Here is a 25738-nt window from a genome sequence, read left to right on the forward strand (position 1 = left end):
GAACGCGGTGCGCGGCGATCGGCGAGGCCGGGGTCCGGGGGACGGGTCCCGGGTGGGCGCGAGGCCGGCGTCCCCGGGGCGCCCGGCACCGCCGGGGTCAGTCCGGGGCGTGCTCGGTGATCTCACCGTCGCCCGGTTCCAGCACCCGGTCCGCCAGTCCCAGCAGCTGGGCGTCGTGCGTGGCGACAAGAGCGGTGACGTCCTCGCTGTGGACCACCGCGCGCAGCAGTTCCATCACCGCGAGGCCGGTCTCGGCGTCGAGCTGGCCGGTGGGTTCGTCGGCTATCAGGAGGGCCGGCCGGTTGGCGAGGGCACGGGCGATGGCGACACGCTGCTGCTGGCCGCCGGAGAGCTCGCCGGGCCAGCGCTGCTGCTGGCCGCCGGAGAGCCCTCCGGGCCGCTGCGCCGCGTGATCGGCCAGGCCGACGAGCGCGAGCAGCAGCGCCACCCGCTCGTCGCGCTCGCGCGGGTCGGCCCTGCGCAGCCGCATCGGCACGCCGACGTTCTCCGCGGCCGTCAGGATGGGTATCAGGCCGAAGGTCTGGAAGATGAACCCGACCCGGTCGCGTCGTAGCTCCAGCAGGCCCTTCTCCCCCAGTTCCGCGAGGTCGGTGCCGTCGACGGTGATCCGTCCCCGGTCCGGCGTGTCCAGGCCGCCGACCAGGTTGAGCAGGGTGGTCCTACCCGATCCCGAGCGGCCCTGAAGGGCGACGAGCTCACCGCGCCGGACCTCGAAGGAGACACCTCTCGGCGCGTGGACGGCGCCGGCACCGGTGCCGTACGAGCCGTGCGGATCCTCCACCCGCACCATGGGAGGCGGGCCGTCGGCGACGGCCGCCGCGAGGCCCCGCCCACTGCGCTGTGCACCGCTCTGCTGACTCATGAGGCCCCCGTCACTCCCCGTCACCCCTGCGGTGTCAGTATGTGAGGCCCCGAAAGTGCCGTGCAACGCTTGTGGAAAACCCCTGTGGAAAACCCGGTGGGCCGCACCCCGTCGTACGGGATGCGGCCCACGCCGTGTCTTTTGCCCGGCGTTCTCCGCCCGGCGGACTCCTGCGCCGGGTCCGGAGCGATGCCCCGGACCCGGGAGGCCTTCCCCGGTGCGGCAGGGCGCCCGGGGACGCAGGGGAGCTAGCGGACCTCGGTGATCTCCGGGCCTCGCTGGAGCTGACCCATGCCGCCCGCGAAGCGCGAGTTCTCCTGGTCCTCCTGCTGCACGCCCTCGGGCACCATCTGGGCGTCGTTGGGGAGCTTCAGGACGATCGGGTCACGCGGCGCCATCGGCCCCTCGCCCCGTACGACCACGGTGTCACGGAAGATCTGCTCCAGGAGCCCGGCGGCCTGGGGCTGCACCGCGCCCTGACCGGAGATGACCCCTCGCAGGAACCAGCGCGGCCCGTCCACGCCGACGAAGCGCACCAGCTGCACGCCGCCGGTGCCGTCCGGGAGCTGGACCGGGACCTGGGCACGCAGTTCCCAGCCCAGCGGGCCCTCGACCTCGTCGATGACACCGCCCTGCTGGGTGATGCCGGAGGCGATCTCCTCGCGGACCTCGCCCCAGATGCCTTCTTTCTTGGGCGCGGCGAACGCCTGCAGCTGGATGGCGCTGTCGCGCAGCACCACCGTCGCCGCGACGATCGCGTCGCCCGCGACCTCGACCCGCAGCTCCATGCCCTCGACCCCGGGCACGAAGATGCCGCCCAGGTCGACCCGTCCCTCGTCGGGCTTGGATACCTCGGATACGTCCCAGGGCCCGTCGGGCCGGGGCGCCGGCGGAAGGTTCACCCGGCGCGGCTCGTCCTGCGCCGCGTCGTCAGTGTCGACCTCGTCGACGACCTGCTCGGCCTCGCCCGCCGTGTCCGCTGTGTCCCCAGCGGGACTGCTCTTCTTGCGACGTCCGAACACGTCACTGTCCTTCCCGGTCGGATACGACCGAAGCGTATCGATTCCCACCCGTCCAGCCCTCCGCGGCGGCATGACCGCCGGTGGACCCGAAGCCCCCCTCGGCCCGCGCCGAGCCGGGAAGCTCCGCCACTTCGTGGAAACGGACCTTCTCGACTTGCTGAACGACCAGTTGGGCGATCCGGTCGAATCGATCGAACCGCACGCTCTCGCGCGGGTCCAGATTGACCACGATCACCTTGATCTCCCCACGGTACCCGGCATCCACGGTCCCCGGGGCATTCACGAGAGCTACTCCGCAGCGGGCCGCCAGCCCGGAGCGGGGGTGCACGAACGCCGCGTACCCGTCGGGCAGGGCGATGGACACTCCGGTGGGCAGCACCGCGCGCTCCCCGGGCGCGAGTTCGGCGGCCTCGGTGGTGACCAGATCGGCTCCGGCGTCGCCCGGGTGCGCGTACGCCGGAAGCGGCACCTCCGGGTCCACGCGGCGGATCAGTACGTCGACGGGGTTACGCATCAGGGGTTCACCTCGAAGGCGCGGGCGCGCCGGACCTGGTCGGGATCGGCCATCGCCGCCTGGATGTCCTCCGGGCGGCCGTTGTCGATGAAGTGGTCGACCTTGACCTCGATGAAAAGGGCGTCGGCGCGGACCGCGACGGGACCCTCCGGTCCGCCGATCCGCCCGGTCGCCGTGGAGTAGATCTTGCGGCCGGCCACCGCGGTGACCTCGGCCGCCAGGTGGAGCACGGTCCCGACGGGCACCGGCCGCACGAAGTCGGTCTCCAGCCTGCCGGTCACCGCGATCACCCGCAGCAGCCAGTTGAGCGAGCCGAGCGTCTCGTCGAGGGCGGTGGCCAGGACGCCGCCGTGCGCGAGGCCGGGGGCACCCTGGTGGTCGGCGGTCACGGTGAACTCGGCGGTGACGGTCACGCCCTCGCCGGCCCGCGCCGCCAGGTGCAGCCCGTGGGGCTGACCTCCGCCGCACCCGAAGCAGTGTTCGTAGTGGGCGCCGAGGAGTACCCCGGGGGCGGGCGCGTCGGGGTGCCGTACCGGCGGTATGGCGTCGGCGGGAGGCGTCATCGCAGTGCTCACAGGCGCAGACCTTACCCGCGCGGCCGACCGCGGGTCGCGCCGTGCCAAGCTTGGACGCATGCAGCCTTCAGCCCCGGCTTCCGCCCCCCGGTACGACGAACGCCTCACCGCTCCCCGGTCCTGGTGGGTGATCGCCGCCCTGATCGGCATCTCGGGCGGACTGGTCATGCTGCCGCTGGGTCCCGTCCCGATGCTGGGCGGGCTGATCGGCGCGGCCGCGCTGGCGTCGGTGGCGGTCAGCTCGTACGGCTCCGCCCGCATCCGGGTGGTCGCGGGCTCGCTGGTCGCCGGTGACGCGCGGATCCCGCTGTCGGCGCTGGGCGAGCCGGAGGTGCTGGACGCCGAGGAGGCGCGCGCCTGGCGCAGCTACAAGGCCGACGCGCGTGCCTTCATGCTGCTGCGCGGCTACGTCCCGACGGCACTGCGGGTCGAGGTGACGGACCCGGACGACCCGACGCCGTACGTCTATCTGTCGACCCGCGACCCGCGGGCGCTGGCGGCGGCGCTGGGCCAGGACCGGACGGCGGGCGCAGGCCCGGAGGGCCGTGAGGCGCAGGACCAGGCGGACGCCCCGACCGTACCCGGCACGCCGTAGGGACGGGTGCCGCGCCCCGGGCGGCCTCTCGCACAGCGGGGGTCGGGGCGCAGTCGGCCTCGCAGGGCGCGTGGCGCCTGGGTGCACGTGAGGCGGTGACCTCGGCCCCGCGGTGCGGCCGCTGCGCCCTGCTGGGCGAACCCGGCCGCCGCGAGGGCACGCCGCGGGCGAGCGTGGAGGACCTCTTCCTGCGCCATGACGGCCCGGCCGCCGCGAGGGCATGCCGCAGACGAGGCATGGAGGGTGGAGACCCGGGCGGGGGCCGCGCGCGGGCAGGCGTCACGCCGCACACCGTGAAGGGGTGGGCGCGGGCATGGCGGGCGGGGCCGCATGCGGCGGGGCGCGCGCTCACGGGTCGGCAACGGGTCCCGGAGCCGCGCGGGCGCGCCTCGGGCGGGGTGGCCGGGCCCGGGAGGGCAGCGGCCGGGAGGAACGTACAGGCGCGCGCTAGAAGCCGAGCCGCTTCGGGTTCTCGGGCTGTTCCAGCGGCGGGAGCTCGGGCAGCGCGTCCCAGGGGATCTGCCGTTCGCGCAGGTCCTTGCGGACGTGCTCGGCGACTTTCTTGGTGTCGCGCCGGTTCATTACGGCGCCGACGGCCGCACCGATCATGAACGGCATCAGGTTCGGCAGGTTGCGCACCATGCGCTTCATGATCTGCTGGCGCAGCTCGCGCTTCATACGGCCGCCGAGGGCCGTGTCGAAAGTGGTGGGCCGGGTGACGTCGATACCCCGCTCCTCCGTCCAGGACGTCAGGTACGCCATGGCCCGCTGGGTGAGGTTGCCCGGCGGTCGCATGCCGTAGACCTCGTGGAGTTCGGCGACGAGCTTCAGCTCGATCGCCGCGACGCTCGTGATCTCCGCTGCCAGCTCGGCCGGCATCGCGGGTGGTACGGGCAGCATGGCGGCCGCGCCGACGCCGGCGCCCACCGTGGAGGTGGCGTTGGCCGCGCCCGCGATGAGCTTGTCCGCGAGCTCCTCCGGTCCCAGGCCGGGAAACTGCCTGCGCAGCGTGGCCAGGTCCCTGACGGGAACGCGCGGGGCGTTCTCGATGAGCCGGTCGGCGAGGTGGCCGAGGGCCGCCCTGGCGCCCTCACCGGTCTTCTTCACGCCGCGCCTGACGGCGCCCAGGCGCCCCTGCGGGCGGGCGGGAAGTCCCTCCGGCCCGCGTGCTTCGAGCGAGGCCGCAGGGCCCCGCTCGTCGTCACGTGCGCCGGGGGAGGGCAGGAGGGCGGAGTGCTCGGCGTCCGGTGCGTTCTGCGCACCGTGTGCCGGGCCCGGGCCGCCCTGGTGCGCCTCCGGCCTCCCAGGGAGCCGGAAGCGCCGCTTCCGAGACGGGTTGTCGCCTGCCACGGCCAACCGGACCTCAGTCGCAGTCTCGGCAGATCGGCTGGCCGTTCTTCTCCCTCGCCAGCTGACTGCGGTGATGCACGAGGAAGCAGCTCATGCAGGTGAACTCATCGGCCTGCTTGGGCAGGACCCGGACGGCCAGTTCCTCATTGGAAAGGTCCGCGCCGGGCAGCTCCAGCCCTTCGGCGGCCTCGAACTCGTCGACATCGACGGTCGAGGTCGACTTGTCGTTCCGCCGGGCCTTCAGTTCTTCAAGGCTGTCCGAGTCGACGTCGTCGTCGGTCTTGCGTGGGGTGTCGTAATCCGTTGCCATGTCGCTCTCCCCCTCTGGGTGTTTGCGGTGTCTCCAGCGCACGTAACGCGTGAGAGGCCGGACTTGTGCCCGACCTGAGGCGGAGATTTTGCCTCACATCAAGGTCTGTTACTCAATCGACACCCAACCGGATCCCTTGCGAGTGATCAGGTTTGGGTGGCGAACGGGACCGTACACGGTCCGAATGGCCCCCTTCACGGGCGCCACCCCGTGTACTTCCCGTGATCTCACCCCCCGGAAACCCGGACTTTTCCCGGTTTTTTGGGGGAATTCTTGATCACGGAGAGTAGATGGCCAGAATTGCGCCCTTGTGATCGATCACACACGAATCAACCGGAAACGGGCTCCGGAAATTTCGCGCAAAGCGAACACATTCAGAGGCTCGGTCAGTGCGTCAAGCAGGAAGCGTGACACGCATCACGAGGCCGCCGCCCTCGCGGGGCTCCGCGATGATACGGCCCCCGTGGGCACGCGCGACGGACCGGGCGATCGACAGGCCGAGCCCGACGCCCTTGTCGCTGCCCGTCCGCTCCTGCCGCAGCCGCCTGAACGGCTCGAAGAGATTGTCGATCTCGTACGCGGGGACCACAGGTCCCGTGTTCGATACTACGAGCACCGCCTGGCCGTGCTGGGTCTCGGTGGAGACCTCCACCCAGCCGCCCTCGGGAACGTTGTACCGCACGGCGTTCTGCACCAGGTTCAGGGCGATCCGCTCCAGCAGGACGCCATTGCCCTGCACCACGGCCGGACCGCACTCCCCACGGACCTCCACCCCCTTCGCCTCCGCCTCGCCGCGCACCTGGTCAATGGCGCGGGAGGCGACCTCCGCGAGGTCCACGGGCTTGCGCTCGACGGTCTGGTTGTCGCTGCGGGCCAACAGCAGCAGGCCCTCGACCAGCTGCTCGCTGCGCTCGTTGGTGGCCAGCAGCGTCTTGCCGAGCTGGTGGAGCTCCACGGGCGCACCCGGGTCGGACAGGTGCACCTCCAGCAGCGTGCGGTTGATCGCCAGCGGGGTGCGCAGCTCGTGCGAGGCGTTGGCGACGAACCGCTGCTGCGCCGTGAACGCCCGCTCCAGCCGGTCCAGCATCTCGTCGAAGGTGTCCGCGAGCTCCTTGAGCTCGTCGTCCGGACCGTCCAGCTCGATGCGGCGGGTGAGGTCCGAGCCGGCCACCTGCCGGGCGGTGCGGGTGATGCGGCCCAGCGGGGACAGGACCCGGCCCGCCATCGCGTAACCGAAGGCGAAGGCGATGATGCTCAGGCCCAGCAGCGCGAACAGCGAGCGCCGCAGCAGGTCGTCCAGGGCGTGCTGGCGCTGCTCGTTGACGCAGGCGTTCATGGCGGCGTTGAACTCGGCGGGCAGCGCTCCCTTGGGGAAGTTGCAGACGTCGCTCTTCACCTGGCCGCTCACGATTTCGAACGGCAGTTCGCTTCCGATGTGCAGCGCCTGGGCGGCCAGCAGGTAGATGATCGACAGCAGCAGGATGCCGGCGATCAGGAACATCCCGCCGTACAGCAGCGTGAGGCGTATGCGGATGGTGGGGCGCAGCCAGGGGCGTACGGGTTCCCTGGGGTCCCAGGTCGGCTTGGGGGGCGCCTGTGGGGGCGCGGGGGTGGCGGCCACGGGTCAGATCCGGTAGCCGGAACCGGGGACGGTGACGATCACCGGCGGTTCGCCCAGCTTGCGGCGCAGGGTCATCACCGTCACGCGCACGACGTTGGTGAACGGGTCGGTGTTCTCGTCCCAGGCCTTCTCCAGCAGCTGCTCGGCCGAGACGACCGCCCCCTCGCTGCGCATCAGGACCTCCAGCACGGCGAACTCCTTCGGTGCCAGCTGGATCTCCCTGCCCTCCCGGAACACCTCGCGGCGGTTCGGGTCGAGCTTGATGCCCGCGCGCTCCAGGACGGGCGGCAGGGGCACGGTGGTACGGCGTCCGAGGGCCCGCACGCGCGCGGTGAGCTCGCTGAAGGCGAACGGCTTGGGCAGGTAGTCGTCGGCGCCGAGCTCCAGGCCCTCCACCCGGTCACTGACGTCGCCGGAGGCGGTGAGCATCAGGACACGGGTGGGCATGCCGAGATCGACGATCCTCCGGCAGACGTCGTCGCCGTGGACCAGCGGAAGGTCACGGTCCAGGACGACCACGTCGTAGTCGTTGACCCCGATGCGCTCCAGGGCGGCGGCCCCGTCGTACACGACGTCCACGGCCATGGCCTCCCGGCGCAGCCCGGTGGCCACCGCATCGGCGAGCAGCTGCTCGTCCTCGACGACGAGTACGCGCACGGCGCTTTTCCTTCCTCCGTGCCCGGTCCCGGGCAGCTCGTTCGCACTGACTGTGCGTGCCCATCCTGCCCCGTACGCGCGTAAACCGGCTGTAAGGCGGCTTGGGGCCGACGGTCCTCACCGGGAATTCACCGATTTCCCGGAAGAGTTGAGGTTTCCGTGACGTAACCCCGGGGGAGGACGACTGCACACCCGAGATCACGCCCTGTATGTGGCACGCCACAAACCGCTCTGTCCCCCAGAGGTGTGGCACGTGATCGACCACCCTCGGCACACCCCCGTGCCACCGACCCATGACGAGGGGGAGCACGATGGACGCTTTCACCGCAGGACTGCTGCAGCGGATAAAGGCCGCGGAGACCGACCTCACCAGGGCTCGCGAGACGGGCGACGACTTCCTGGCGGATGTCGAGCAGGCAGAGCTGGACGACCTGCACCGGCTCGCGGCCGAACACGGCGTGGAGGTCGCCGCCCTCGCCTGACCTCGTACGGACGGCCCGTGTACGGGCCCCTTACGGCCCCGCACGGGCCGTACGCGGAAGGGCCCCGGCGTCAAAGGGACGACGACGCCGGGGCCCTTCCGTCGTCCGCGGCCCGTCTTCCGTGCCCGTCGCCCGCGGCGCGCTCGCGCCGGGCCGCCTCAGTCGTGCCAGGCGCCGAACCCCTCCAGCAGCTCCCGGAGCGGTTCGAAGACGCCCGGGGGCGCCGCGATCGCCAGCTCGCCGGAGGGGGCGGCTCCCGGCCGGCCACCGGTCAGGGCGCCGGCCTCCCGGGCGATCAGATCGCCGGCCGCCAGGTCCCACGGGTGGAGCCCGCGCTCGTAGTAGCCGTCCAGACGTCCCGCCGCCACGTCGGCCAGGTCGATCGCCGCGGAGCCGCTCCGGCGGATGTCACGCAGGCGCGGGATGAGGCGCTGGGCCACGTCCGCCTGGTGCGCCCGGACCTCGGCCACGTAGTTGAAACCGGTCGACACCAGGGCCTGGTCCAGCGCCGGGGCCGGCCGGCAGCGGATGGCGCGGTCGTTCAGGAAGGCCCCGCCGCCGCGTACCGCGTGGAACGTCTCGCCGCGCATCGGAGCCTCCACCACCCCCACCACGGTCTCGCCGTCGTGCTCGGCGGCGATCGAGACGGCCCAGGTCGGCAGACCGTAGAGGTAGTTCACGGTGCCGTCGAGCGGGTCGATCACCCAGCGGACCCCGCTGGTGCCCTCCGAGGCGGCGCCCTCCTCGCCGAGGAAGCCGTCCTGGGGGCGGTGCCCGGCGAGGAAGCCGGTGATCAGCTTCTCGGCGGCGATGTCCATCTCGGTGACGACGTCGATGGGACTCGACTTGGTCGCCGCGACCCCGAGGTCGGCCGGGCGGCCGTCGCGCAGCAGCGCACCGGCCCTGCGGCCGGCCTCCAGGGCCAGTTCCAGCAGCTCGTTCAGGAGCGGATCGGTCACAGCGTCTCCTCAGGCGTCACACGTTCTCGTCCCTTGCACGCGTCCCCGCGCGCCTCCGTGGCCAATCCGTCCGTCCCGGCGTGCCCGTGGCCGGGGCCGGAGCACCGCGGGCGCCCGTACCGGCTCACGCGTACGGGCTGTCGGCTCCCGCCGCCGCGGGCCGCTCGGCGCGCGCGGGGCAGCAGCCGATCGGGCACAGATCGTGCGAGGGGGCCAGGGCGCCCAGCGCGCACCGCTCCGCCCGCGCGCCCCGCTCGGTCGCCGCGCGCTCCAGGACGAGGTCACGGACGGCGGCCGCGAAGCGGGGGTCGGCGCCGACCGTGGCGGACCTGCGGACCGGCAGGCCCAGCTCGGCCGCCTTGGCGGTGGCTTCGGTGTCGAGGTCGTACAGGACCTCCATGTGGTCCGAGACGAAACCGATGGGGACCATCACGACCGCCGGCGCCCCGGCCTCGTGCACGGCCTCCAGGTGGTCGCAGATGTCCGGCTCCAGCCACGGGATGTGGGGCGCGCCGCTGCGCGACTGGTAGACGAGCTCCCAGGGGTGCTCCACACCCGTCTCGTCCCGGACCGCGTCGGCGATGAGGCGGGCGACGTCCAGGTGCTGCGCCACGTACGCGCCGCCCTCGCCGTGTTCCTCCATGGGGCCGGAGGTGTCGGCGGCCGCGGTGGGGATGGAGTGCGTGGTGAAGGCGAGGTGGGCGCCGGCGCGGACGGACTCGTCCAGCTCGGCCAGCGACCTCAGCACACCCTCGACCATGGGGCGCACGAACCCGGGGTGGTTGAAGTAGTGCCGCAGCTTGTCCACCTTCGGCAGCGGCAGCCCCTCCGCCTCGATCGTGGCGAGCGCGTCGGCCAGGTTCTCGCGGTACTGGCGGCAGCCCGAGTACGAGGCGTACGCGCTGGTGGCGAGGACCGCGATGCGGCGATGCCCGTCCTCGACCATCCCGCGCAGCGTGTCGGTCAGGTACGGGGCCCAGTTCCGGTTGCCCCAGTGGACGGGCAGGTCGAGACCGGCGTCGGCGAAGTCCTCGCGCAGGGCGCCGAGCAGCGCGCGGTTCTGCTCGTTGATCGGACTGACGCCGCCGAACCGGAAGTAGTGCTGCCCCACTTCCTTGAGACGTTCCTTGGGGATGCCGCGCCCCCGGGTGACGTTCTCCAGGAACGGGACCACGTCGTCGGGGCCCTCGGGACCGCCGAAGGAGAGAAGCAGCAGGGCGTCGTAAGGGGCTGGATCACGCTGATCGGACATGGGAACGATCCTGCCACCCGCCTCCGACAGCCGGAAAACCACCGTGCGCGGCCCTCTGTTCGGACGTAATCTGTAAAGGCTGCCCATACGCCTTACCGGAGTGCTCCTTGCCCAGTCCTTACCGCGCGATCTTCGCCGCCCCCGGCACCTTGGGGTTCTCCGCCGCAGGTTTCATCGGCCGGATGCCGCTGTCCATGATGGGCATCGGCATCATGACGATGGTCTCCGAGCTCACCGGCCGCTACTCGCTGGCCGGGACGCTCGCGGCCACGCTCGCGCTCTCCGCCGCCGTGCTCGGGCCGCAGATCTCGCGTCTGGTCGACCGGCACGGGCAGCGCAGGGTGCTGCGCCCCGCGACGCTGATCGCGCTGGCGGCGGTGACCGGGCTGCTGGTCTGCGCCCAGCAGGGCCTGCCGGACTGGACGCTGTTCGTCTTCGCGGCGGGCGCGGGCTGTGTGCCGAGCGTCGGCGCGATGACCCGGGCGCGCTGGGCGACGATCTACCAGGGCTCTCCGCGTGAACTGCACACCGCGTACTCGGTGGAGTCGATCATCGACGAGGTGTGCTTCATCTTCGGGCCGATCGTGTCGATCGGGCTGTCGACCATCTGGTTCCCCGAGGCCGGTCCGCTGCTCGCGGGCCTGTTCCTGCTGGTCGGGGTCTGGTGGCTGACCTCCCAGCGCGCGACCGAGCCCCGGCCGCACCCGGTCGGCCACCACACCGGCGGCTCGGCGCTGCGTTCCCGCGGGCTCCAGGTGCTGGTGGCCGCGTTCGTCGCGACCGGCGCGATCTTCGGCGCCGTCGACGTGGTGACGGTGGCGTTCGCCGAGGAGGCGGGCCACAAGGCGGCCGCGAGCCTGGTGCTGGCGGTGTACGCGCTGGGCTCCTGCCTCGCCGGCGCGGTCTTCGGGCTGCTGCACCTGAAGGGCGAGCCGTCCCGCAGGTGGGTCCTGGGTGTCTGTGCGATGGCCGTGAGTATGATCCCCCTCCAACTGGCCGGGAGCCTGCCGTTCCTGGCCGTGGCGCTCTTTGTCGCGGGCCTCGCCATCGCACCGACGATGGTCACCACCATGGCTCTTGTCGAAGCGCACGTACCGCGCAGCAAGCTGACCGAGGGCATGTCCTGGACGGGTACGGGACTCGCGGTGGGCGTGTCGCTCGGCTCTTCGGTCGCCGGATGGGTGGTCGACGCGCACGGGGCGGCGGCGGGGTACGCGGTGCCCGGCGTCGCGGGAGTGTTCGCGGCCGCGGTGGCGTTCCTGGGGTACCGCCGGCTGCGCAGGCCGGTGCCGACTGGGGAGGGGCAGCGTGAGCAGGACTCGCATCGGTCCGGACAGTCCGGGCAGCACGTGGCGTAACTGGGCGGGGAACGTCGCCGCCCGGCCCGTGCGGGAAGCCCGTCCCGCCTCGGTGGGAGAGCTCGCCGACGCGGTACGCAGGGCCGCGGAGGACGGACTGCGGGTCAAGACGGTGGGGACGGGGCACTCCTTCACCGCCATCGCCTCCACCGACGGCGTGCTGATCAGACCGGATCTGCTCACCGGGATCCGGCGGATCGACCGGCGCGCGATGACCGTGACCGTGGAGTCGGGCACCCCGCTGAAGCGGCTGAACACGGCTCTGGCCCGGGAGGGCCTGTCGCTCGCGAACATGGGCGACATCATGGAGCAGACCGTGGCGGGCGCGACCAGTACGGGGACGCACGGCACCGGCCGGGACACAGCCTCGATCGCCGCGCAGATCAGGGAGCTGGAGCTGGTCACGGCGGACGGCTCGGTGCTCACCTGTTCCGAGAAGGAGAACCCGGAGGTCTTCGCGGCCGCGCGCATCGGGCTCGGCGCGCTGGGCGTCGTCTCCGCGATCACCTTCGCGATCGAGCCGGTCTTCCTGCTCACGGCGCGCGAGGAACCGATGACCTTCGACCGGGTCACCTCGGATTTCGACGCGCTGCACGCCGAGAACGAGCACTTCGAGTTCTACTGGTTCCCGCACACCGGCAACTGCAACACCAAGCGCAACAACCGCAGCGCCGGGCCTGCCGCTCCACCCGGACGGATCAGCGGCTGGATCGAGGACGAGTTCCTCTCCAACGGCCTCTTCCAGGTGGTGAACTCGGTCGGCCGGGCCGTGCCGGCCGCCATCCCGGCGATGGCCAGGATCTCCAGCCGGGCGCTGTCGGCCCGTACGTACACGGACATCCCGTACAAGGTCTTCACGAGCCCGCGCCGGGTGCGCTTCATGGAGATGGAGTACGCCGTTCCGCGCGAGGCCGCCGTCGCGGCGCTGCGCGAGGTGCGGGCGATGGTCGAGCGGTCCCCGCTGCGCGTCAGTTTTCCGGTGGAGGTACGGACGGCTCCCGCTGACGACATCGCGCTCTCCACGGCCTCGGACCGGGAGACCGCGTACATCGCGGTGCACATGTACCGGGGCACCCCGTACCGGTCGTACTTCACCGCGGTGGAGCGGATCCTGACCGCGCACGGGGGCCGGCCGCACTGGGGCAAGGTGCACACCCGGGACGCCGCGTACCTCGCGGAGGTCTATCCGCGGTTCGGCGAGTTCACCGCGCTGCGTGACCGGCTGGACCCGGACCGGCTGTTCGGCAACGACTATCTCCGGCGGGTCCTGGGCGCCTGACCGGCCCGGCCGCTCCCTTCGGCCGGACACGGGCGCGACTCACCCGGCGGGCGGCGTCGGCGCCGGTGTCGATTCCGGTTCCCGGTCGGTGCCGCCGCCGTCGGCCGGCCGCGTGGGGGCGGGCGCGGAGCCGGCGGGCGCGGGGTCCTCGGTCGCCCGGCCGTCTTCCGCCGAGGGGGACGGAGAACCCGGCCGCGAGGGCGACGGCGAAGGGCCGCTGTCGGTGCCGCCGCCGTCCTGCCCGGTGCCCTCGCCCCGTTCACCGCCGCCGCCCCGGGGACCGGAATCGGTGTCCGCGCCGGGTGACGGTTCCCGGCTCCGCCCGCCCCCGTTGTCGTCCGGGGTCGAGGAGGGCGTGGTGGACGGGCGGGCCCCGGAGTGGCCGCCGTTGACGACCGAGCGGAAGGTCGTGGTCCCCTTGCCGCCGCTGAAGTCCTCGCCGGCGACCAGTTCGTACGTGGTGATACCCGCCATGGCCACGAGGAAGACGAGCACCGCCGCCACGGCCGAGCGCTTGCGTCCGCGGACCCGGGTGCCATGGGTGGTCGCCTCGCCGAATCCGCCGTCCCCGGGCGGCGGCACGCGCTGCTGCCGGGTGGACCCGGCCGCCGGCGCCGGCCCCGCGTCGGCCCCGCGCGGCGAACGCGCCCGGCCACGGCGGGCCTTGGGCCCGGCAGCCCGCGCGGTCACCACGCGGACCCGTGCACCGGTACTCCTGAAGAGCTGCTGGAAGAGGGAGCCTCCACACGTGGCGACGACGCTGATCACACCGGCACCGAGGACCGTGCCGTACACGCCCAGTTTGGAGGCGAGCTTGGCGGCCACGACGGCGGCGACCGCCGCGCCCGCGACCTGCGCCACATTGAGATCCAGCCGCTTCCGCTCCTCTTCCGTCACGTTATCGGGCCTATCCAGCTTTTGATCCATCTTCGGCACCTGCTCACCCATCTGCCCTGCCATGCAGGGAGAAGGGACTTTTGACCGGCGCGAATAGTTCCGTTTTTCCGGGTTCTGTGAAGGACGCCACGTGGCGCGAAGGGGCGCCGGAACCCCGGTCACGGCACCCGAGGACAACTTCGACGGCGCGCCGCTCCACCCAGGTGGCCCGAATGGAGTACTGTGGCCAACCCTGGGAACCGGTCCGTCATGGGCTCTCGGGGCCGACGGGAGGGGCCGGAAGCGGCACTCGATCCGACGGCGCCGCGGGCACCGTGCGGGCACCTGCCGCACAGAGTGACCAAAGTGGTCACTTTGCGTTGCAATAGGTAACCGTGCCATAACGGCGTTCCAGGGTTCATGCCCGACACGCCGGGCAACTCGGCAATGTTGTGGCAGGCTGCACCCGGGCAGGCCACACTCGACTAGCGGAAGCAGCGACGCACGTGACGTCGGCAGGCACCACCCGGGAGGTCCCCATGCCCGAACTGCGTGTCGTGGCCGTCTCAAACGACGGCACACGACTGGTGCTGAAGGCTGCTGACAGCACGGAGTACACGCTTCCGATTGACGAACGGCTGCGCGCCGCCGTACGCAACGACCGTGCCCGCCTCGGCCAGATCGAGATCGAGGTGGAGAGCCACCTCCGGCCGCGCGACATCCAGGCCCGCATACGCGCGGGTGCCTCAGCCGAAGAGGTCGCCCAGCTCGCCGGCATTCCGGTCGAGCGGGTACGCCGTTTCGAAGGTCCCGTGCTCGCCGAACGCGCCTTCATGGCCGAGCGGGCGCGCAAGACCCCCGTCCGCAGGCCCGGCGAGAACACCGGTCCGCAGCTCGGCGAGGCGGTGCAGGAGCGACTGCTGCTGCGCGGCGCCGAGAAGGACAACGTGGCCTGGGACTCCTGGCGCCGGGACGACGGCACCTGGGAGGTGCTGCTGGTCTACCGGGTGGCGGGAGAGGTCCACTCGGCGAGCTGGACGTACGACCCGCCGCGCCGTCTGGTCCAGGCCGTGGACGACGAGGCCCGCTCCCTGATCGGCGAGACCGACGACGCGGTGGCGGTCCAGCAGGAACCGAGCTTCCCCTTCGTGCCCCGCATCGCGCGCCTCCCGCGCGACCGGCCGCTGGACCGGGCCCTGGACCGGCAGATGGAGCGCCCGACGGCGCCCGTACCGCTGCCCGTGCCCGATGCCGAGGAGGAGCCCGAGCGGGACTCGCTGACCAGCCTGCTGGAAGCGGTCCCGAGCTTCCGGGGCGACATGGTGGTGCCCGAGCGTACGGTCGGGCCGGACTCCCCCGGCTCCGAGGCCGACGACGACACGGAGGCGGAGGAGCCTCCGGCTCCCGCGGCCTCCGCGGGAGCGGGGTCGGCGTACGCGGACGTACTGATGCCCCGCGCGGTCAGCGGTCACCGTGACCGGCTGACGGGCACGACCGACCGTCAGGCGGAGGCGGACGGCGTCCGGCCGGGCCGCCGGGCGGCGGTGCCGAGCTGGGACGAGATCGTCTTCGGTACGCGCCGCAAGAAGCAGGAATGACGCGGGAAACGGGAACGATGCCGGAGGCGGGAACGACGGGACACGGGTCCCCGGAGTAGAGCGTGCCGGGCGCATCAGGCCCCGGCCGGCGCCTCGCCCTACGCGCCGCTCCCGCTTCCCGCTCACCGTCGGCGGCCTCCGGTGCCTGGTTCCTCCGGCCGCCCGCCATGACCGGCTTCGCGCCTCTTCCGCCCGGGCGGCCGCCCCGGGGCGTCGGCCCACCGGGCCGCCCGCCCCACCGCCTCGGACCGCAGGGCCGGCCGCGCGTGCCCGAGCCGCGCGGCCGGCGGAGTCAGCCGCGCGCCGGGCCCGTCGCCACCGGGCGGCTCTCGTCGGCCGACCACTCCGACCAGGAGCCCGCGTACAGCGCGGCCTGGACGCCCGCCAGTTCCAGGGCCAGCACCTCATGGGCCCCGGAGACCCCCGAGCCGCAGTAGACGCCGACCGCGGGGGCGTCGGTCGCGCCCAGCGCCTTGAAGCGGGCCGCCAGGACCTCGGGAGGCAGGAAGCGCCCGTCCTCGCCCACGTTCTCCGTGGTCGGCGCCGACGCCGCGCCCGGGATGTGGCCGCCGACCCGGTCGATCGGCTCCACGTCGCCCCGGTAGCGCTCCGCCGCCCGCGCGTCCAGCAACAGGCCGGACCGGGCGAGGGCCGCCGCGCCGTCCGCGTCCAGCAGCGGCAGGCCGCCGGGCCGGGGATCGAAGTCGCCCGGCACCGGTGCGGGAACGTCCGTCGTGAGCTCGCCGCGCCACGCCGCCAGGCCGCCGTCCAGGACCCGTACGTCCGGGTGGCCCGTCCAGCGCAGCAGCCACCACGCCCGGGCGGCCGCCCAGCCCTGTCCCCCGTCGTACGCCACCACGGGGGAGGAGGCCGTCACACCGGCCCGGCGCATCGCGGCGCCGAACACCGCGAGGTCCGGCAGCGGGTGGCGTCCTCCGGGTCCGGGCGGGCCCGCCAGCTCCGAGTCGAGGTCGACATGGACGGCGCCGGGCAGGTGACCCGCCTCGTAGGCGGGCCGTCCGGGCGGGCCGCCCAGCTGCCAGCGGACATCGAGGAGGACCGGGGGGCGCGTCCCGGCCAACTCGTTCACGAGTTCGGCTGCCGGAATGATGGGGTTCATGCGTGCCATCCTCGCGCAGTCGCACACCTGGGCGCGACGGTCGACGACCGGACGGGCGCGAAAAATTCGGGCATCCTCCTGCGGGATCGCGCCACACCGCGGCGCGGCCGGGGCGCACCGCGCGGCCGGTGGTGCAAGCATCTGACGGGGCGTGCGGCCGGTCACAGGCGCGGCGCACGCCCGGTCCCCCCGCACGGCCACACCGATGGTCCGAGGAGAGAGTGACGATGACCGAGGCGACTCGGCGCAAGCCCGGTACACCCTGTTGGGTGAGTTTGATGGTGCACGACCTTGACGTCACGCAGGAGTTCTACGGGGCGCTGTTCGGCTGGCGCTTCCAGCCGGGTCCCCAGCAGCTCGGCCCGTACGTGCGGGGCCTGCTCGACGGCCTGGAGGTCGCCGGAATGGGGCGGCTTCCCGCCGGCCGGGACCTGCCGGTCGCCTGGACGACCTATCTGGCCACCGACGACGCGGACAGGACAGCTGAATCGATCCGCTCCAGTGGCGGCACGGTCGCGGTCGGCCCGCTGGACGCCTCGGACGCGGGCCGGATGGCGATCTGTTCGGACCCCACGGGCGCCGTCTTCGGAGTCTGGCAGGCGGCCGAGCACGTCGGCACGGCGGTGGCCGGGAGACCCGGGACCCCGGTCTGGAACGAGCTGCTGACCCAGGAGACCGAGTCGGTGGTCAAGTTCTACAGGACGGTGTTCGGCTACGAGCTCGAACCGGTCGTCCCGGCCGAGCCGGACGTGGTGACGCTGAGGGTGGACGGCCGGCCGGTCGCCGCCCTGCACGGGGCGGGCAAGGCGCTGCCGCGTGACCGGGGAGCCCACTGGATGACCTGGTTCGAGGTGGAGGACACCGACGCGGCAGCCCGTCGGGTGACCGAACTGGGCGGTCGGGTGCTGCGGCCGCCGCGCGACGACGCCAACGGGCGGCCGGCCACGGTGGCGGACCCGGAGGGGGCCGTCTTCACCGTCGTACGGTCGGCCGATCGCTGACCTCGACGGGCAGCACGTCCGGCGAGAGGGCGGCCGCGTGCGCGGTCGCGGCCGTCATGCGGCGCCGGTGGTGGCGGCGGCAGAGCACCTCGTACCCCACCTCGTCACCGGCGTTGACGTCGCCGACGACGACCTGCGCGCCCTCGACGACCATCGCCCCGCCGACGGTGCGCGCGTTGTGGGTGGCGCGCGCACCGCACCAGCACAGCGCCTCGACCTGGAGCACCTCGACCCGGTCGGCCAGCTCCACCAGCCGCTGCGAGCCGGGGAAGAGCTTGGAGCGGAAGTCGGTGGTGATGCCGAACGCGAAGACGTCCAGGTCCAGGTCGTCGACGACCCGGGCCAGCTGGTCGATCTGGTCGGGGGCCAGGAACTGCGCCTCGTCCGCGATCACGTAGTCGCAGCGGCCGCCCTTGGAGAGGTGGGTGACCAGGTAGGCGTAGAAGTCGAACCCCTCGGCGGCCTCCACGGCGTCGGTGACCAGGCCGAGCCTGGAGGAGAGCTTGCCCTCGCCCGCGCGGTCGTCACGCGTGAAGATCATGCCCTGGAGGCCCCGGGTGGACCGGTTGTGCTCGATCTGCAGAGCGAGGGTGCTCTTTCCGCAGTCCATGGTTCCGGAGAAGAACACCAGCTCGGGCATGGGAAACTGACGACCTTTCGGGTCTTGTGGGGGTCTGTCCGACGTCGTGCGACGTCCGTCTGCGGGCTCGGGGACCCGGGAACCGCCGGGCTCCGCGGGTTCTCGGGCTCAGGTCACGCGCGTACTTCGAGGAGCGGGACGAGCTGCTCGACGGCGGTCATCGAGCCGTGCATGCCGACCATCGCCGACTCGTGCGGCTCGTTCACGGACGCGGTGATCACGACATCGTCGTGTGCGGCGGCGACGACATCGCCGATCCGGCCGTACACCCGCTCGTCGATCCGCGGCCCGAACCATCCCGCCCCGATCGCCTCGTCGCGGCTCGCCACCCAGAACTGCTCGCCGAGCACCTCGCGCCAGCAGGCCAGAACGTCGGCCGTCGCACCCGGCACCGCGTAGACGTGCCGGGCCCGGCCCTCGCCGCCCAGCAGGGCGACTCCGGCGCCGAGCTCCCAGTCCTCGTCGAAGTCGATGCGGGACTGCTCGTCGAACGGGATGTCGATCATCCCGTGGTCGGCGGTGACGTACAGCGTGGAGCGGGCGGGAAGCTGTTCGGCGAGGCGCTGGACGAGCCGGTCCACGGTCATCAGCTGACCGCGCCAGGCGTCGGAGTCGACGCCGAAGCGGTGGCCGCTGCCGTCGAGCTCGCTGTAGTACGTGTAGATCAGCGAGCGGTCGGCGGCGGCCAGTTGCGCGGCCGCCAGGTCCATGCGTTCCTCGCCGGTGAGCCGTCCGTGAAACGTTCCGCCACTGAGCGCGACCTTGGTGAGCGGGGTGTCCTGGAAGGTCGGCGAGGTGACCTGCGCGGTGTGCACACCGGCGGCGTCGGCGAGCTGGAAGAGGGTGGGGTACGGCTGCCACACGTGCGGCGGCGTCCACGGCCGCCAGCGCAGCTGGTTCATCAGCCCACCGGTGGCGGGGTCGCGGACCGTGTAGCCGGGCAGGCCGTGCTCACCGGGCGGAAGTCCGGTGCCGACCGAGGCGAGGGAGGTCGCCGTGGTGGCGGGGAAGCCCGCGGTCAGGGGCCGTCCCGTGCCGCCGCGCGAGGTGGCGAGCAGCGACGTGAGGTACGGGGCCTCGTCCGGGTGCGCCTTGATCTGCTCCCAGCCGAGACCGTCGATCAGGAACACGCAGTTCCGGTCGGCGGGCGACAGCTCCGCGATGCGCCGGTCGAACCCCGGCACGTCCTGTCCGGCGGCGAGCGTCGGCAGCAGGTCGGCCAGGGAGCCGGAGCCGTACTCGGGGACGGGTGCGGTGTCGAGGGAGAGCGGGACGGGATCGTCGGGCCAGGCGGCCGCCGCCGCTGCGGGCTGGACCATCAGCGCGTGGCCGCGGTGGCTTCGGAGAGCGCCTGGGCGAAGGCGAGCGTCTGGCGGACCGTCTCGGGGCCGTCACCGGCCTCGCTGACGCGCAGGCTCAGATCGTCCGCCGTGGTGTTCCCGGTGTAGCCGTGGTCCGCCTCGCAGTTCGGGTCGCCGCAGGCGGCGGGCTCCAGGTCGATCCGGGAGACGGCACCCCAGCCGATGGTGAGGACCACCTCGCGGGGCAGGGTGCCGGGGGTGTAGGACTCCGGGTTGGCGACGACGCGGCTGAGCACCACCGAGGAGATGCGGTCGAGCTTGACCGACTCGGTGGAGGTCGTCGCGTACGGCGTCGGGGAGCTGGTGTCGGCGTTCTGCTCGTCGGTGTGGCTGACGATGAAACGGTTGCCCGTCAGGACGAGGACCGTGACGTGGCGGCGGACCTCGTTCGCGTCGAAGGTGGTCTCCTGATGCACGAGGTACGAGGCGATCGGCTCGCCACCGACGGCGGCCTCCACCGCCTCGGCCACGAGGGCCGGGTAATAGCCGCTGCGCTCGATGGCCGCGCGCAGCCCTTGGGTCGTCGTACCGGTCTTCGCCATGGACTCCATCCTAATCCGTCGCCGGCAGCGGTCCGGGACGGTCGGGAGTCCGGCACGCGACCGTGGGCCGTCCGGTGGGCGTCCCGGGAAGCGCGGCCGCCGTCCGGGGGCGGCGGGCCACGGGCGGCGGCCCGGCCGGTGGCGGCGACGGGGCGGGGGTCGGGCGGCGACGGGGCGGGGGTCGGGCGGCGACGGGGCGGGGGTCGGGCGGCCGCGGCCGGCGGTGGGCCGGTCGCCGTCGGTCAGTAGCTGGGCAGACGACGCGGGCCCAGGTCGGAGCGGGCGGGAGGCGGGGCAAGCCGGACGGTCGCGCCGAGCACGGACAGGCCCCTGGGGGCGACGACCACCGGCTCCAGCGCGACGGCGACGATCTCCGGGTGGTCGTCGACCAGCCGGGAGACGCGCAGCAGCAGCTCCTCCAGGGCCGGCGTGTCGACGGGCGCGGAGCCGCGCCAGCCGAACAGGAGCGGGGCGGTGCGGATGGACCGGATCTGTTCGGCGACATCGCGGTCGGTGGCCGGGACGAGTCGGTGGGCGGTGTCGCCGAGGAGCTCGGAGGGCGCGCCGGCGAGGCCGAAGGAGAGGACGGCGCCCACGGCCGGATCGATGGCGGCGCGTACGACGGTGTCGACACCGCGCGGCGCCATGGCCTGGACGACGGGCTGGAGCTCCTCGGGCTTGCCGAGGGCATCGGTCAACTCGGCGTACGCGGCACGCAGCCCGCCCTCGGTCGCCAGGTCGAGACGTACGCCGCCGAGGTCGGGGCGGTGGCGCAGGTGCGGCGCGGTGGTCTTGAGCGCGACCGGGTATCCGAGGCGCCCGGCGGCCGCCACGGCGGCGTCGGGGCCGGGCGCGGGCAGGGCCGGGCGCACGGGGATGCCGTACCGGCCGAGGAGCTCCAGGGCGGCGTCGTGGTCGAGGGTGATGCCCCGCTCCCCCACCTCCCGGCCGAGCACCCGCTCGATCTGCGCGGCGGCGCCGGCCTCGTCGATCGAGGTGTCGATGTACTCGGGCACCCGCCCGGGCTCGGCGCTCTGCCGCCGCCACTGGCCGTACCTGACCGCCTCGGCGAGCGCGCGCACGGCCCGTTCGGCGGCGGGGTAGGCGGGGATGCGGCCGATGCCGCCGGCCTCGGCCCCGTCCGGGGCATCGACGTCGCGGCCGGGGTCGGTCCGGTTCCGGGGGACGGCCGCGGGACCGGGGCCGGCCGGGGGCGCGGGGGCCGGCCGGGCGGCGCCGGGCGGCGCGGGGGCGCCGGGGGCCGCGTCCGGCCCCGGTGCGGTGCCGGTCGCCGCCGCCAGGGCGTCGGCCAGGGCGCCCATCTCGACATGGACGACCACCACCGGCTTCGCCGGGGAGGCGGCCGACGCCGCCCGCAGGGCGTCCGCCAGCGCACCGCCGTCGGCGGACTCGGTCACGCCGTTCTCTCCCACCCAGGGGATGGCCGTGACCGCGACCGCGTCGCACGCGTCGTCCTCCAGTGCCTGGGCGAGCGCGGTGCGGAAGTCCTCGGGCGTCGCGGCGGTCGTCAGGTCGCGGGGCCGCAGCGGCCGGAGCCCCTCGGTCAGGCAGGCGTCGTACGTCAGGAGCCCCAGGGACTCGGAGTTGCCCAGGATCGCCACTCTCGGGCCCGCCGGCAGCGGCTGCCCGGCCAGCAGCAGTCCCGCGTCGACCAGTTCGGTCACGGTGTCCACCCGGATGACACCGGCCTGCCGCAGCAGCGCGGAGACGGTGGCGTGCGGGATGCGGGTGACCGGCACGGCGTGCCCGGGCGGGGCACTGCCACTGTGCCGGGCGCCCTTCACCACGACGACCGGCTTCACCGCCGCCGTGCGCCGGGCGAGCCGGGTGAACTTGCGCGGGTTGCCGATGGATTCCAGGTAGAGCAGCACGACGTCCGTGTCGGGGTCGTCGTAGCCGTACTGGAGGAAGTCGTTGCCGGAGACGTCCGCCCGGTTGCCGGCCGAGATGAACGACGACAGGCCGGCTCCCCGGCGGTGCAGGCCGGAGAGCAGGGCGATGCCGATCGCCCCGGACTGGGTGAACAGCCCGATCCGCCCCGGCGCCGGCGGGTGCGGTGCCAGTGAGGCGTTGAGATGGACGCCGGGTGCGGTGTTGATCACGCCGAAGGCGTTGGGGCCGATGACGCGCATGCCGTACGAGCGGGCCCGGCGGACCAGTTCCCGCTGGCGCGCGCGGCCCTCGGCGCCCTGCTCGGCGTAGCCCGCGGAGAGCACGACCAGCCCCTGGACGCCGTGCTCGCCGCAGTCGTCGACCACCTCGGGCACCCGTTCGGCGGGTACGGCCACCACCGCGAGGTCGACGGGCTCCCCGATGTCGGCGACGGAGCGGAAGGCCGGGACCCCGTCGAGCGCGTCCACCGGGCCGGCGAGGGCGCGGTTGACCGCGTACGTACGACCGGTGTAGCCGCCGTCGAGGAGGTTGCGCAGGACCGTGCGGCCGACCCCGCCGGGGGCGCGGCCCGCGCCGATGACGGCGACCGATCCGGGTGAGAGCAGCCTCTGCACCGAACGGGCCTCGGCGCGCTGCTCACGGGCGCGCTGCACGGCGAGGGACCGGTCGGTCGGCTCCAGGTCGAGGTGCAGACGTACCGCCCCGTCCTCGAAGCTGCGCTTCTGGGTGTATCCGGCGTCCGTGAACACCTTGATCATCTTGGAGTTGGCGGGCAGCACCTCCGCCGCGAACCGCCGGATGTCCCGCTCGCGGGCCACCGCCGCGATGTGCTCCAGCAGAGCCGAGGCGACCCCCCTGCCCTGGTGCGCGTCCTGGACGAGGAACGCGACCTCGGCCTCGTCGGCGGGCGCGGTCGCGGGCAGCCCCCGCTCGTTGATCCGGTCGTAGCGGACGGTGGCGATGAACTCGCCGTTGACCGTGGCGGCCAGGCCCACCCGGTCCACGTAGTCGTGGTGGGTGAATCGGTGGACGTCCTTGGCGGAGAGCCGCGGGTAGGGAGCGAAGAACCGGTAGTACTTCGACTCGTCGGAGACCTGCTCGTAGAAGCTGACCAGGCGTTCCGCGTCGTCCGTGGTGATCGGCCTGATCCGCGCGGTGCCGCCGTCGCGCAGCACCACGTCGGCTTCCCAGTGGGCGGGATACACGTGTTCCGACTGCTCCGGCGGGGTCCGCATGGAGTCAGCGTACGGCGCGGACACCGGTAGCGGAGGTACCGGGAGCGCGGCAAGGTGAAGGGGCCGACGGTCCTGGAAAGGACCTGGAAGGGACACGTCCGGGCCGCCGGAGGCGGGCCGGAAGCCGGTTCGAGCACCCGGCAGGACATGAGAGACTGGTCTAGACAACCGCTAGGACTTGAAGGGCAACATCATGGCTGAGCGCCGCGTCAATGTCGGCTGGGCCGAGGGCCTGCACGCCCGCCCCGCCTCCATCTTCGTCCGTGCCGCCACGGCCGCCGGCGTCCCCGTGACGATCGCCAAGGCCGACGGGAACCCGGTGAACGCCGCGTCGATGCTCGCGGTGCTCGGCCTGGGCGCGCAGGGCGGCGAGGAGATCGTGCTCGCTTCGGACGCCGAGGGTGCGGACATCGCGCTGGACCGTCTGGCGAAGCTGGTCGCCGAAGGTCTCGACGAGCTGCCCGAGACCGTCTGACGGTCCCCGCGGCGGAAACAACTTCAGAACAGCACACGGCGGAGCCGTATCGACCTGAATTCCGGGGCGATACGGCTCCACTGTTCCGTTCCGTTCATGAGCAGGGGAATTCCGGCACGGAATTCCCCGCCCCCTTTGTATACGGACCCATTGTTAATTGCGGACGCTCGCGGTGTTGACGGCATGTTGCGAAGTCCTCACGCGCCCGGCGGCCCGCTCGGGCCGCCGCAGCCGGTGCGCCCCCAGCGAACGCTCGGCGTGCTGGGCGGTGAGCGCCCGGGCCCGTTCGGCATCGCCGCGCGCCACGGCGTCCACGATCGCGCCGTGCTCGGCCCACTCCTCGACCGGGTGCGCGGTCCGCTCGACCGTGTACATCCAGGCGATCTTGTGCCGGAGCTGGGTGAGCAGGGCGGTCAGACCCGGGCTGCCGGACGCCTGGGCGAGGGTCTCGTGGAACCAGCCGCCGAGTGAGCGCAGGTCCTCGCCCTGACCTCGACGGGCCCGCTCCTGCCCCAGCCTGACCAGCCCGCGCAGCACCTTGAGGTGGGCCTCGGTGCGGCGCTGGGCGGCGCGCGCCGCGCCCAGCGGTTCCAGCAGCGCGCGGACCTCCAGGAGGTCGGCCGCCTCCTGCTCGGTCGGCTCGGCGACACACGCTCCGGCGTGGCGCCGGGTGATGACGAACCCCTCCGACTCCAGGGTGCGCAGCGCCTCCCGGACGGGTACCCGAGAAACCCCGTAGCGGCGCGCCAGCTGCTCCTCGGTCAGCCGGCTGCCGCGCTCGAACACACCGGTGACGATGTCATCGCGGATCGCCGTGCATACCGAGTGCGCGGGAATGCGCATACCGAACCTCCGACTTGATCCGCGCGAAACTCAGCTGATTGACGCTCTGTTCGGTGACTCTATTGCAGCAGGCCGGAATTTCCGATGCCTACTCGGAATCCATGTATATCTTTTGGCCAGGATGTCGGGACCACGGGCCGGAAGTCCGCTCCGGGGGCCCTCGGGACGTGCGGAGGGCGCCGGGCGGGACCGCGGGCCCCGGCCCCCGGGGCCGGGGCGCCGAGGCAGGGGAGGACGCGCGAAGGCCCCGGCTCGGAAGGAGCCGGGGCCTTGGCGCGTACGGGCGGAGCGTCAGACGTTGACGCCGTGCGAGCGCAGGTACGCGACGGGGTCGATGTCCGAGCCGTAGTCGGCGCCGGCCCGGGCCTCGAAGTGGAGGTGCGGACCCGAGGAGTTGCCGGTCGAGCCGGAGAGCCCGATCTGCTGGCCCGGCGTGACGCTCTGGCCGACCGACACCGCGATGGAGGAGAGGTGGCCGTACTGGGTGTACGTGCCGTCGTTCATCCGGATGACGATGTTGTTGCCGTACGCGCCGCCCCAGCCGGCCTCGACGACGGTGCCGGAACCCACGGCCACGACGGAGGAGCCGGACGCGGCGTGGAAGTCGATGCCGGTGTGGCTGCCGGAGGACCACATGGCGCCGCCGGTCTGGTAGCCGGTGCTGACGTACGAGCCGGCGACGGGCAGCTGAAAGGAGTTGAGCCGCTTGCGCTCGGCCTCGCGGGCGGCGCGCTCACGGGCCTCGCGGGCCTCCTTGGCGCGGGCCTCGGCCTTGCGCTTCGCCTCGGCCTCGGCCTTCGCCTTGGCCTTCGCCAGGGCGGCGGCCTCCTCGGCCTCCTGCTCCTGGGCCTCGGCCTGGGCGTCGATCCGCTCGGCGAGCGAGTCGGTGACGACGACCTGGTTGAGGCCGGTGTCCTCGAGCGAGCGGGTGTCCGTGTCGGCGGCGAGCGCCGGGGAAGCGAGGGTTCCGATGACGCCGGTGGTGGCGAGGGCCGCGACGCCGGCGACGTGCGCGCTCTTGCGGCTCATGCGGCTCGGGGCACGGTGCTTCCCGGTGGCACGGGTGAACGCCATGAAGTGGCTGATCCTTTCCTTCCTTCTCGCCTACCGGGTTAGCTGACGGGTTCGGAGCAGGAAGGTCTCCTACGGGCCCCTCCGCACGGCGGCGAAGGCGTCCGATTCACCCCAGGGACTGAGTGGGTCCCCGGCTCCCCAGGCTCGCGCCTGACGGGGACTCGGCGATGGCTGTCCGGTGCCGCGGGTGCGGCGGTCGAAC

General features: G+C 73.0%; 25 protein-coding genes and 1 riboswitch. Of the genes, 7 read left to right on the plus strand and 18 right to left on the minus strand.

The genetic code is table 11. From position 1 onward, the window contains the following. Positions 1 to 97: 97 nt before the first annotated feature. From PUR26_RS03720 to PUR26_RS03735, 4 genes are all read right to left on the minus strand, one after another. Positions 98 to 811 carry an ABC transporter ATP-binding protein gene (locus PUR26_RS03720; protein WP_443076965.1) on the minus strand — a complete coding sequence of 238 codons (714 nt, stop codon included), beginning with the start codon at positions 809 to 811 and terminating at the stop codon, positions 98 to 100. Positions 812 to 1131: 320 nt separating this feature from the next. After that, positions 1132 to 1905: a DUF3710 domain-containing protein gene (locus PUR26_RS03725; RefSeq protein ID WP_329869170.1), complete on the minus strand. Its 774-nt coding sequence runs from the start codon at positions 1903 to 1905 to the stop codon at positions 1132 to 1134. Position 1906: 1 nt separating this feature from the next. Beyond that, on the minus strand, positions 1907 to 2419 hold the full coding sequence (gene dut, locus PUR26_RS03730; RefSeq protein WP_329869172.1) for a dUTP diphosphatase: 513 nt from the start codon (positions 2417 to 2419) through the stop codon (positions 1907 to 1909). Continuing rightward, a complete protein-coding gene (locus PUR26_RS03735) occupies positions 2419 to 2982 on the minus strand; it encodes a PaaI family thioesterase (protein ID WP_329869344.1) in 564 nt (187 codons plus the stop codon). Before PUR26_RS03735 ends, dut begins: the two co-directional genes overlap by 1 nt. Positions 2983 to 3052: 70 nt before the next feature. On the opposite strand from PUR26_RS03735, the gene PUR26_RS03740 reads away from it, so the two are divergent. Then, positions 3053 to 3589: a DUF3093 domain-containing protein gene (locus tag PUR26_RS03740; protein ID WP_329869174.1), complete on the plus strand. Its 537-nt coding sequence runs from the start codon at positions 3053 to 3055 to the stop codon at positions 3587 to 3589. Between the two features lie 447 nt (positions 3590 to 4036). Here PUR26_RS03740 and PUR26_RS03745 read toward each other — a convergent pair whose 3' ends face one another. The 4 genes from PUR26_RS03745 to PUR26_RS03760 all read right to left on the minus strand — a co-directional run bounded on the left by PUR26_RS03745 (position 4037) and on the right by PUR26_RS03760 (position 7527). Beyond that, positions 4037 to 4939, minus strand: a complete 903-nt coding sequence (locus PUR26_RS03745; RefSeq protein ID WP_329869176.1) for a hypothetical protein — start codon at positions 4937 to 4939, stop codon at positions 4037 to 4039. 13 nt (positions 4940 to 4952) lie between these two features. Further along, positions 4953 to 5249 (minus strand): DUF4193 domain-containing protein, encoded by a 297-nt coding sequence (locus PUR26_RS03750; protein ID WP_003955561.1) that lies wholly within the window; start codon positions 5247 to 5249, stop codon positions 4953 to 4955. Positions 5250 to 5643: 394 nt separating this feature from the next. Next, entirely contained in the window at positions 5644 to 6870 is a 1227-nt protein-coding gene (locus PUR26_RS03755; protein ID WP_329869178.1) for a sensor histidine kinase, read from the minus strand. 3 nt (positions 6871 to 6873) lie between these two features. Next, positions 6874 to 7527, minus strand: a complete 654-nt coding sequence (locus tag PUR26_RS03760; RefSeq protein ID WP_329869180.1) for a response regulator transcription factor — start codon at positions 7525 to 7527, stop codon at positions 6874 to 6876. A 311-nt stretch (positions 7528 to 7838) separates the two neighbouring features. Here PUR26_RS03760 and PUR26_RS03765 point away from each other — a divergent pair, with 311 nt between their 5' ends. Beyond that, positions 7839 to 8009 carry a hypothetical protein gene (locus PUR26_RS03765; protein WP_329869182.1) on the plus strand — a complete coding sequence of 57 codons (171 nt, stop codon included), beginning with the start codon at positions 7839 to 7841 and terminating at the stop codon, positions 8007 to 8009. A gap of 158 nt (positions 8010 to 8167) precedes the next feature. Here the strand turns inward: PUR26_RS03765 and PUR26_RS03770 are convergent, their stop codons facing one another. After that, the gene (locus tag PUR26_RS03770) at positions 8168 to 8968 is read right to left on the minus strand and encodes an inositol monophosphatase family protein (RefSeq protein WP_329869184.1); all 801 of its coding nucleotides are present in this window, start codon (positions 8966 to 8968) and stop codon (positions 8168 to 8170) included. Between the two features lie 124 nt (positions 8969 to 9092). Continuing rightward, positions 9093 to 10220 (minus strand): ferrochelatase, encoded by a 1128-nt coding sequence (locus PUR26_RS03775; protein ID WP_329869186.1) that lies wholly within the window; start codon positions 10218 to 10220, stop codon positions 9093 to 9095. Between the two features lie 107 nt (positions 10221 to 10327). Here PUR26_RS03775 and PUR26_RS03780 point away from each other — a divergent pair, with 107 nt between their 5' ends. Both PUR26_RS03780 and PUR26_RS03785 read left to right on the plus strand, forming a co-directional pair. Further along, positions 10328 to 11578, plus strand: a complete 1251-nt coding sequence (locus PUR26_RS03780) for an MFS transporter (protein ID WP_329869188.1) — start codon at positions 10328 to 10330, stop codon at positions 11576 to 11578. Further along, the gene (locus tag PUR26_RS03785) at positions 11529 to 12857 is read left to right on the plus strand and encodes a D-arabinono-1,4-lactone oxidase (RefSeq protein WP_329869190.1); all 1329 of its coding nucleotides are present in this window, start codon (positions 11529 to 11531) and stop codon (positions 12855 to 12857) included. The genes PUR26_RS03780 and PUR26_RS03785 overlap by 50 nt, the downstream gene beginning before the upstream one ends. Before the next feature lie 39 nt (positions 12858 to 12896). On the opposite strand, the gene PUR26_RS03790 is transcribed toward PUR26_RS03785, so the two are convergent. Further along, positions 12897 to 13784, minus strand: coding sequence for a hypothetical protein (locus PUR26_RS03790; protein WP_329869192.1), 888 nt, complete (start codon positions 13782 to 13784; stop codon positions 12897 to 12899). 455 nt (positions 13785 to 14239) lie between these two features. Here PUR26_RS03790 and sepH point away from each other — a divergent pair, with 455 nt between their 5' ends. Next, positions 14240 to 15331: a septation protein SepH gene (sepH, locus tag PUR26_RS03795; RefSeq protein WP_329869194.1), complete on the plus strand. Its 1092-nt coding sequence runs from the start codon at positions 14240 to 14242 to the stop codon at positions 15329 to 15331. 292 nt (positions 15332 to 15623) lie between these two features. Here sepH and PUR26_RS03800 read toward each other — a convergent pair whose 3' ends face one another. After that, on the minus strand, positions 15624 to 16451 hold the full coding sequence (locus PUR26_RS03800; RefSeq protein ID WP_329869196.1) for a sulfurtransferase: 828 nt from the start codon (positions 16449 to 16451) through the stop codon (positions 15624 to 15626). Positions 16452 to 16678: 227 nt separating this feature from the next. Here PUR26_RS03800 and PUR26_RS03805 point away from each other — a divergent pair, with 227 nt between their 5' ends. Next, positions 16679 to 17452, plus strand: coding sequence for a VOC family protein (locus PUR26_RS03805; protein WP_329869198.1), 774 nt, complete (start codon positions 16679 to 16681; stop codon positions 17450 to 17452). Here the strand turns inward: PUR26_RS03805 and PUR26_RS03810 are convergent. From PUR26_RS03810 to PUR26_RS03825, 4 genes are all read right to left on the minus strand, one after another. Then, positions 17424 to 18092, minus strand: coding sequence for a thymidine kinase (locus tag PUR26_RS03810; protein WP_329869200.1), 669 nt, complete (start codon positions 18090 to 18092; stop codon positions 17424 to 17426). The genes PUR26_RS03805 and PUR26_RS03810 overlap by 29 nt on opposite strands. A 113-nt stretch (positions 18093 to 18205) precedes the next feature. Continuing rightward, complete coding sequence (locus tag PUR26_RS03815; protein WP_329869202.1) at positions 18206 to 19411, minus strand: alkaline phosphatase family protein; 1206 nt, start codon at positions 19409 to 19411, stop codon at positions 18206 to 18208. Then, positions 19411 to 19995, minus strand: a complete 585-nt coding sequence (locus PUR26_RS03820; protein ID WP_329869204.1) for a DUF5998 family protein — start codon at positions 19993 to 19995, stop codon at positions 19411 to 19413. The genes PUR26_RS03815 and PUR26_RS03820 overlap by 1 nt, the downstream gene beginning before the upstream one ends. Positions 19996 to 20237: 242 nt before the next feature. After that, positions 20238 to 23144, minus strand: coding sequence for a bifunctional acetate--CoA ligase family protein/GNAT family N-acetyltransferase (locus PUR26_RS03825; protein ID WP_329869206.1), 2907 nt, complete (start codon positions 23142 to 23144; stop codon positions 20238 to 20240). Positions 23145 to 23337: 193 nt separating this feature from the next. Here PUR26_RS03825 and PUR26_RS03830 point away from each other — a divergent pair, with 193 nt between their 5' ends. Continuing rightward, on the plus strand, positions 23338 to 23619 hold the full coding sequence (locus tag PUR26_RS03830) for an HPr family phosphocarrier protein (protein WP_329869207.1): 282 nt from the start codon (positions 23338 to 23340) through the stop codon (positions 23617 to 23619). A 153-nt stretch (positions 23620 to 23772) separates the two neighbouring features. Here the strand turns inward: PUR26_RS03830 and PUR26_RS03835 are convergent, their stop codons facing one another. Both PUR26_RS03835 and PUR26_RS03840 read right to left on the minus strand, forming a co-directional pair. After that, positions 23773 to 24462, minus strand: a complete 690-nt coding sequence (locus PUR26_RS03835; protein WP_329869209.1) for a GntR family transcriptional regulator — start codon at positions 24460 to 24462, stop codon at positions 23773 to 23775. A gap of 291 nt (positions 24463 to 24753) precedes the next feature. Beyond that, on the minus strand, positions 24754 to 25536 hold the full coding sequence (locus tag PUR26_RS03840; protein WP_329869211.1) for a M23 family metallopeptidase: 783 nt from the start codon (positions 25534 to 25536) through the stop codon (positions 24754 to 24756). Positions 25537 to 25549: 13 nt separating this feature from the next. Next, positions 25550 to 25713: riboswitch (cyclic di-AMP (ydaO/yuaA leader) on the minus strand. Positions 25714 to 25738 lie beyond the last annotated feature (25 nt).

The organism is Streptomyces sp. SP18CS02, assembly GCF_036322365.1.
In the GTDB taxonomy this organism is placed as follows: Bacteria; Actinomycetota; Actinomycetes; order Streptomycetales; family Streptomycetaceae; genus Streptomyces.

Bases quoted from the DNA above. Each gene is read 5' to 3' on its own strand.
- PUR26_RS03720 (WP_443076965.1), bottom strand. From the start codon at position 811: ATGGTGCGGGTGGAGGATCCGCACGGCTCGTACGGCACCGGTGCCGGC.
- dut (WP_329869172.1), bottom strand. From the start codon at position 2,419: ATGCGTAACCCCGTCGACGTACTGATCCGCCGCGTGGACCCGGAGGTG.
- PUR26_RS03735 (WP_329869344.1), bottom strand. From the start codon at position 2,982: ATGACGCCTCCCGCCGACGCCATACCGCCGGTACGGCACCCCGACGCG.
- PUR26_RS03740 (WP_329869174.1), top strand. From the start codon at position 3,053: ATGCAGCCTTCAGCCCCGGCTTCCGCCCCCCGGTACGACGAACGCCTC.
- PUR26_RS03750 (WP_003955561.1), bottom strand. From the start codon at position 5,249: ATGGCAACGGATTACGACACCCCACGCAAGACCGACGACGACGTCGAC.
- PUR26_RS03765 (WP_329869182.1), top strand. From the start codon at position 7,839: ATGGACGCTTTCACCGCAGGACTGCTGCAGCGGATAAAGGCCGCGGAG.
- PUR26_RS03775 (WP_329869186.1), bottom strand. From the start codon at position 10,220: ATGTCCGATCAGCGTGATCCAGCCCCTTACGACGCCCTGCTGCTTCTC.
- PUR26_RS03790 (WP_329869192.1), bottom strand. From the start codon at position 13,784: ATGGATCAAAAGCTGGATAGGCCCGATAACGTGACGGAAGAGGAGCGG.
- PUR26_RS03800 (WP_329869196.1), bottom strand. From the start codon at position 16,451: ATGAACCCCATCATTCCGGCAGCCGAACTCGTGAACGAGTTGGCCGGG.
- PUR26_RS03805 (WP_329869198.1), top strand. From the start codon at position 16,679: ATGACCGAGGCGACTCGGCGCAAGCCCGGTACACCCTGTTGGGTGAGT.
- PUR26_RS03810 (WP_329869200.1), bottom strand. From the start codon at position 18,092: ATGCCCGAGCTGGTGTTCTTCTCCGGAACCATGGACTGCGGAAAGAGC.
- PUR26_RS03815 (WP_329869202.1), bottom strand. From the start codon at position 19,411: ATGGTCCAGCCCGCAGCGGCGGCGGCCGCCTGGCCCGACGATCCCGTC.
- PUR26_RS03820 (WP_329869204.1), bottom strand. From the start codon at position 19,995: ATGGCGAAGACCGGTACGACGACCCAAGGGCTGCGCGCGGCCATCGAG.
- PUR26_RS03825 (WP_329869206.1), bottom strand. From the start codon at position 23,144: ATGCGGACCCCGCCGGAGCAGTCGGAACACGTGTATCCCGCCCACTGG.
- PUR26_RS03830 (WP_329869207.1), top strand. From the start codon at position 23,338: ATGGCTGAGCGCCGCGTCAATGTCGGCTGGGCCGAGGGCCTGCACGCC.
- PUR26_RS03835 (WP_329869209.1), bottom strand. From the start codon at position 24,462: ATGCGCATTCCCGCGCACTCGGTATGCACGGCGATCCGCGATGACATC.
- PUR26_RS03840 (WP_329869211.1), bottom strand. From the start codon at position 25,536: ATGGCGTTCACCCGTGCCACCGGGAAGCACCGTGCCCCGAGCCGCATG.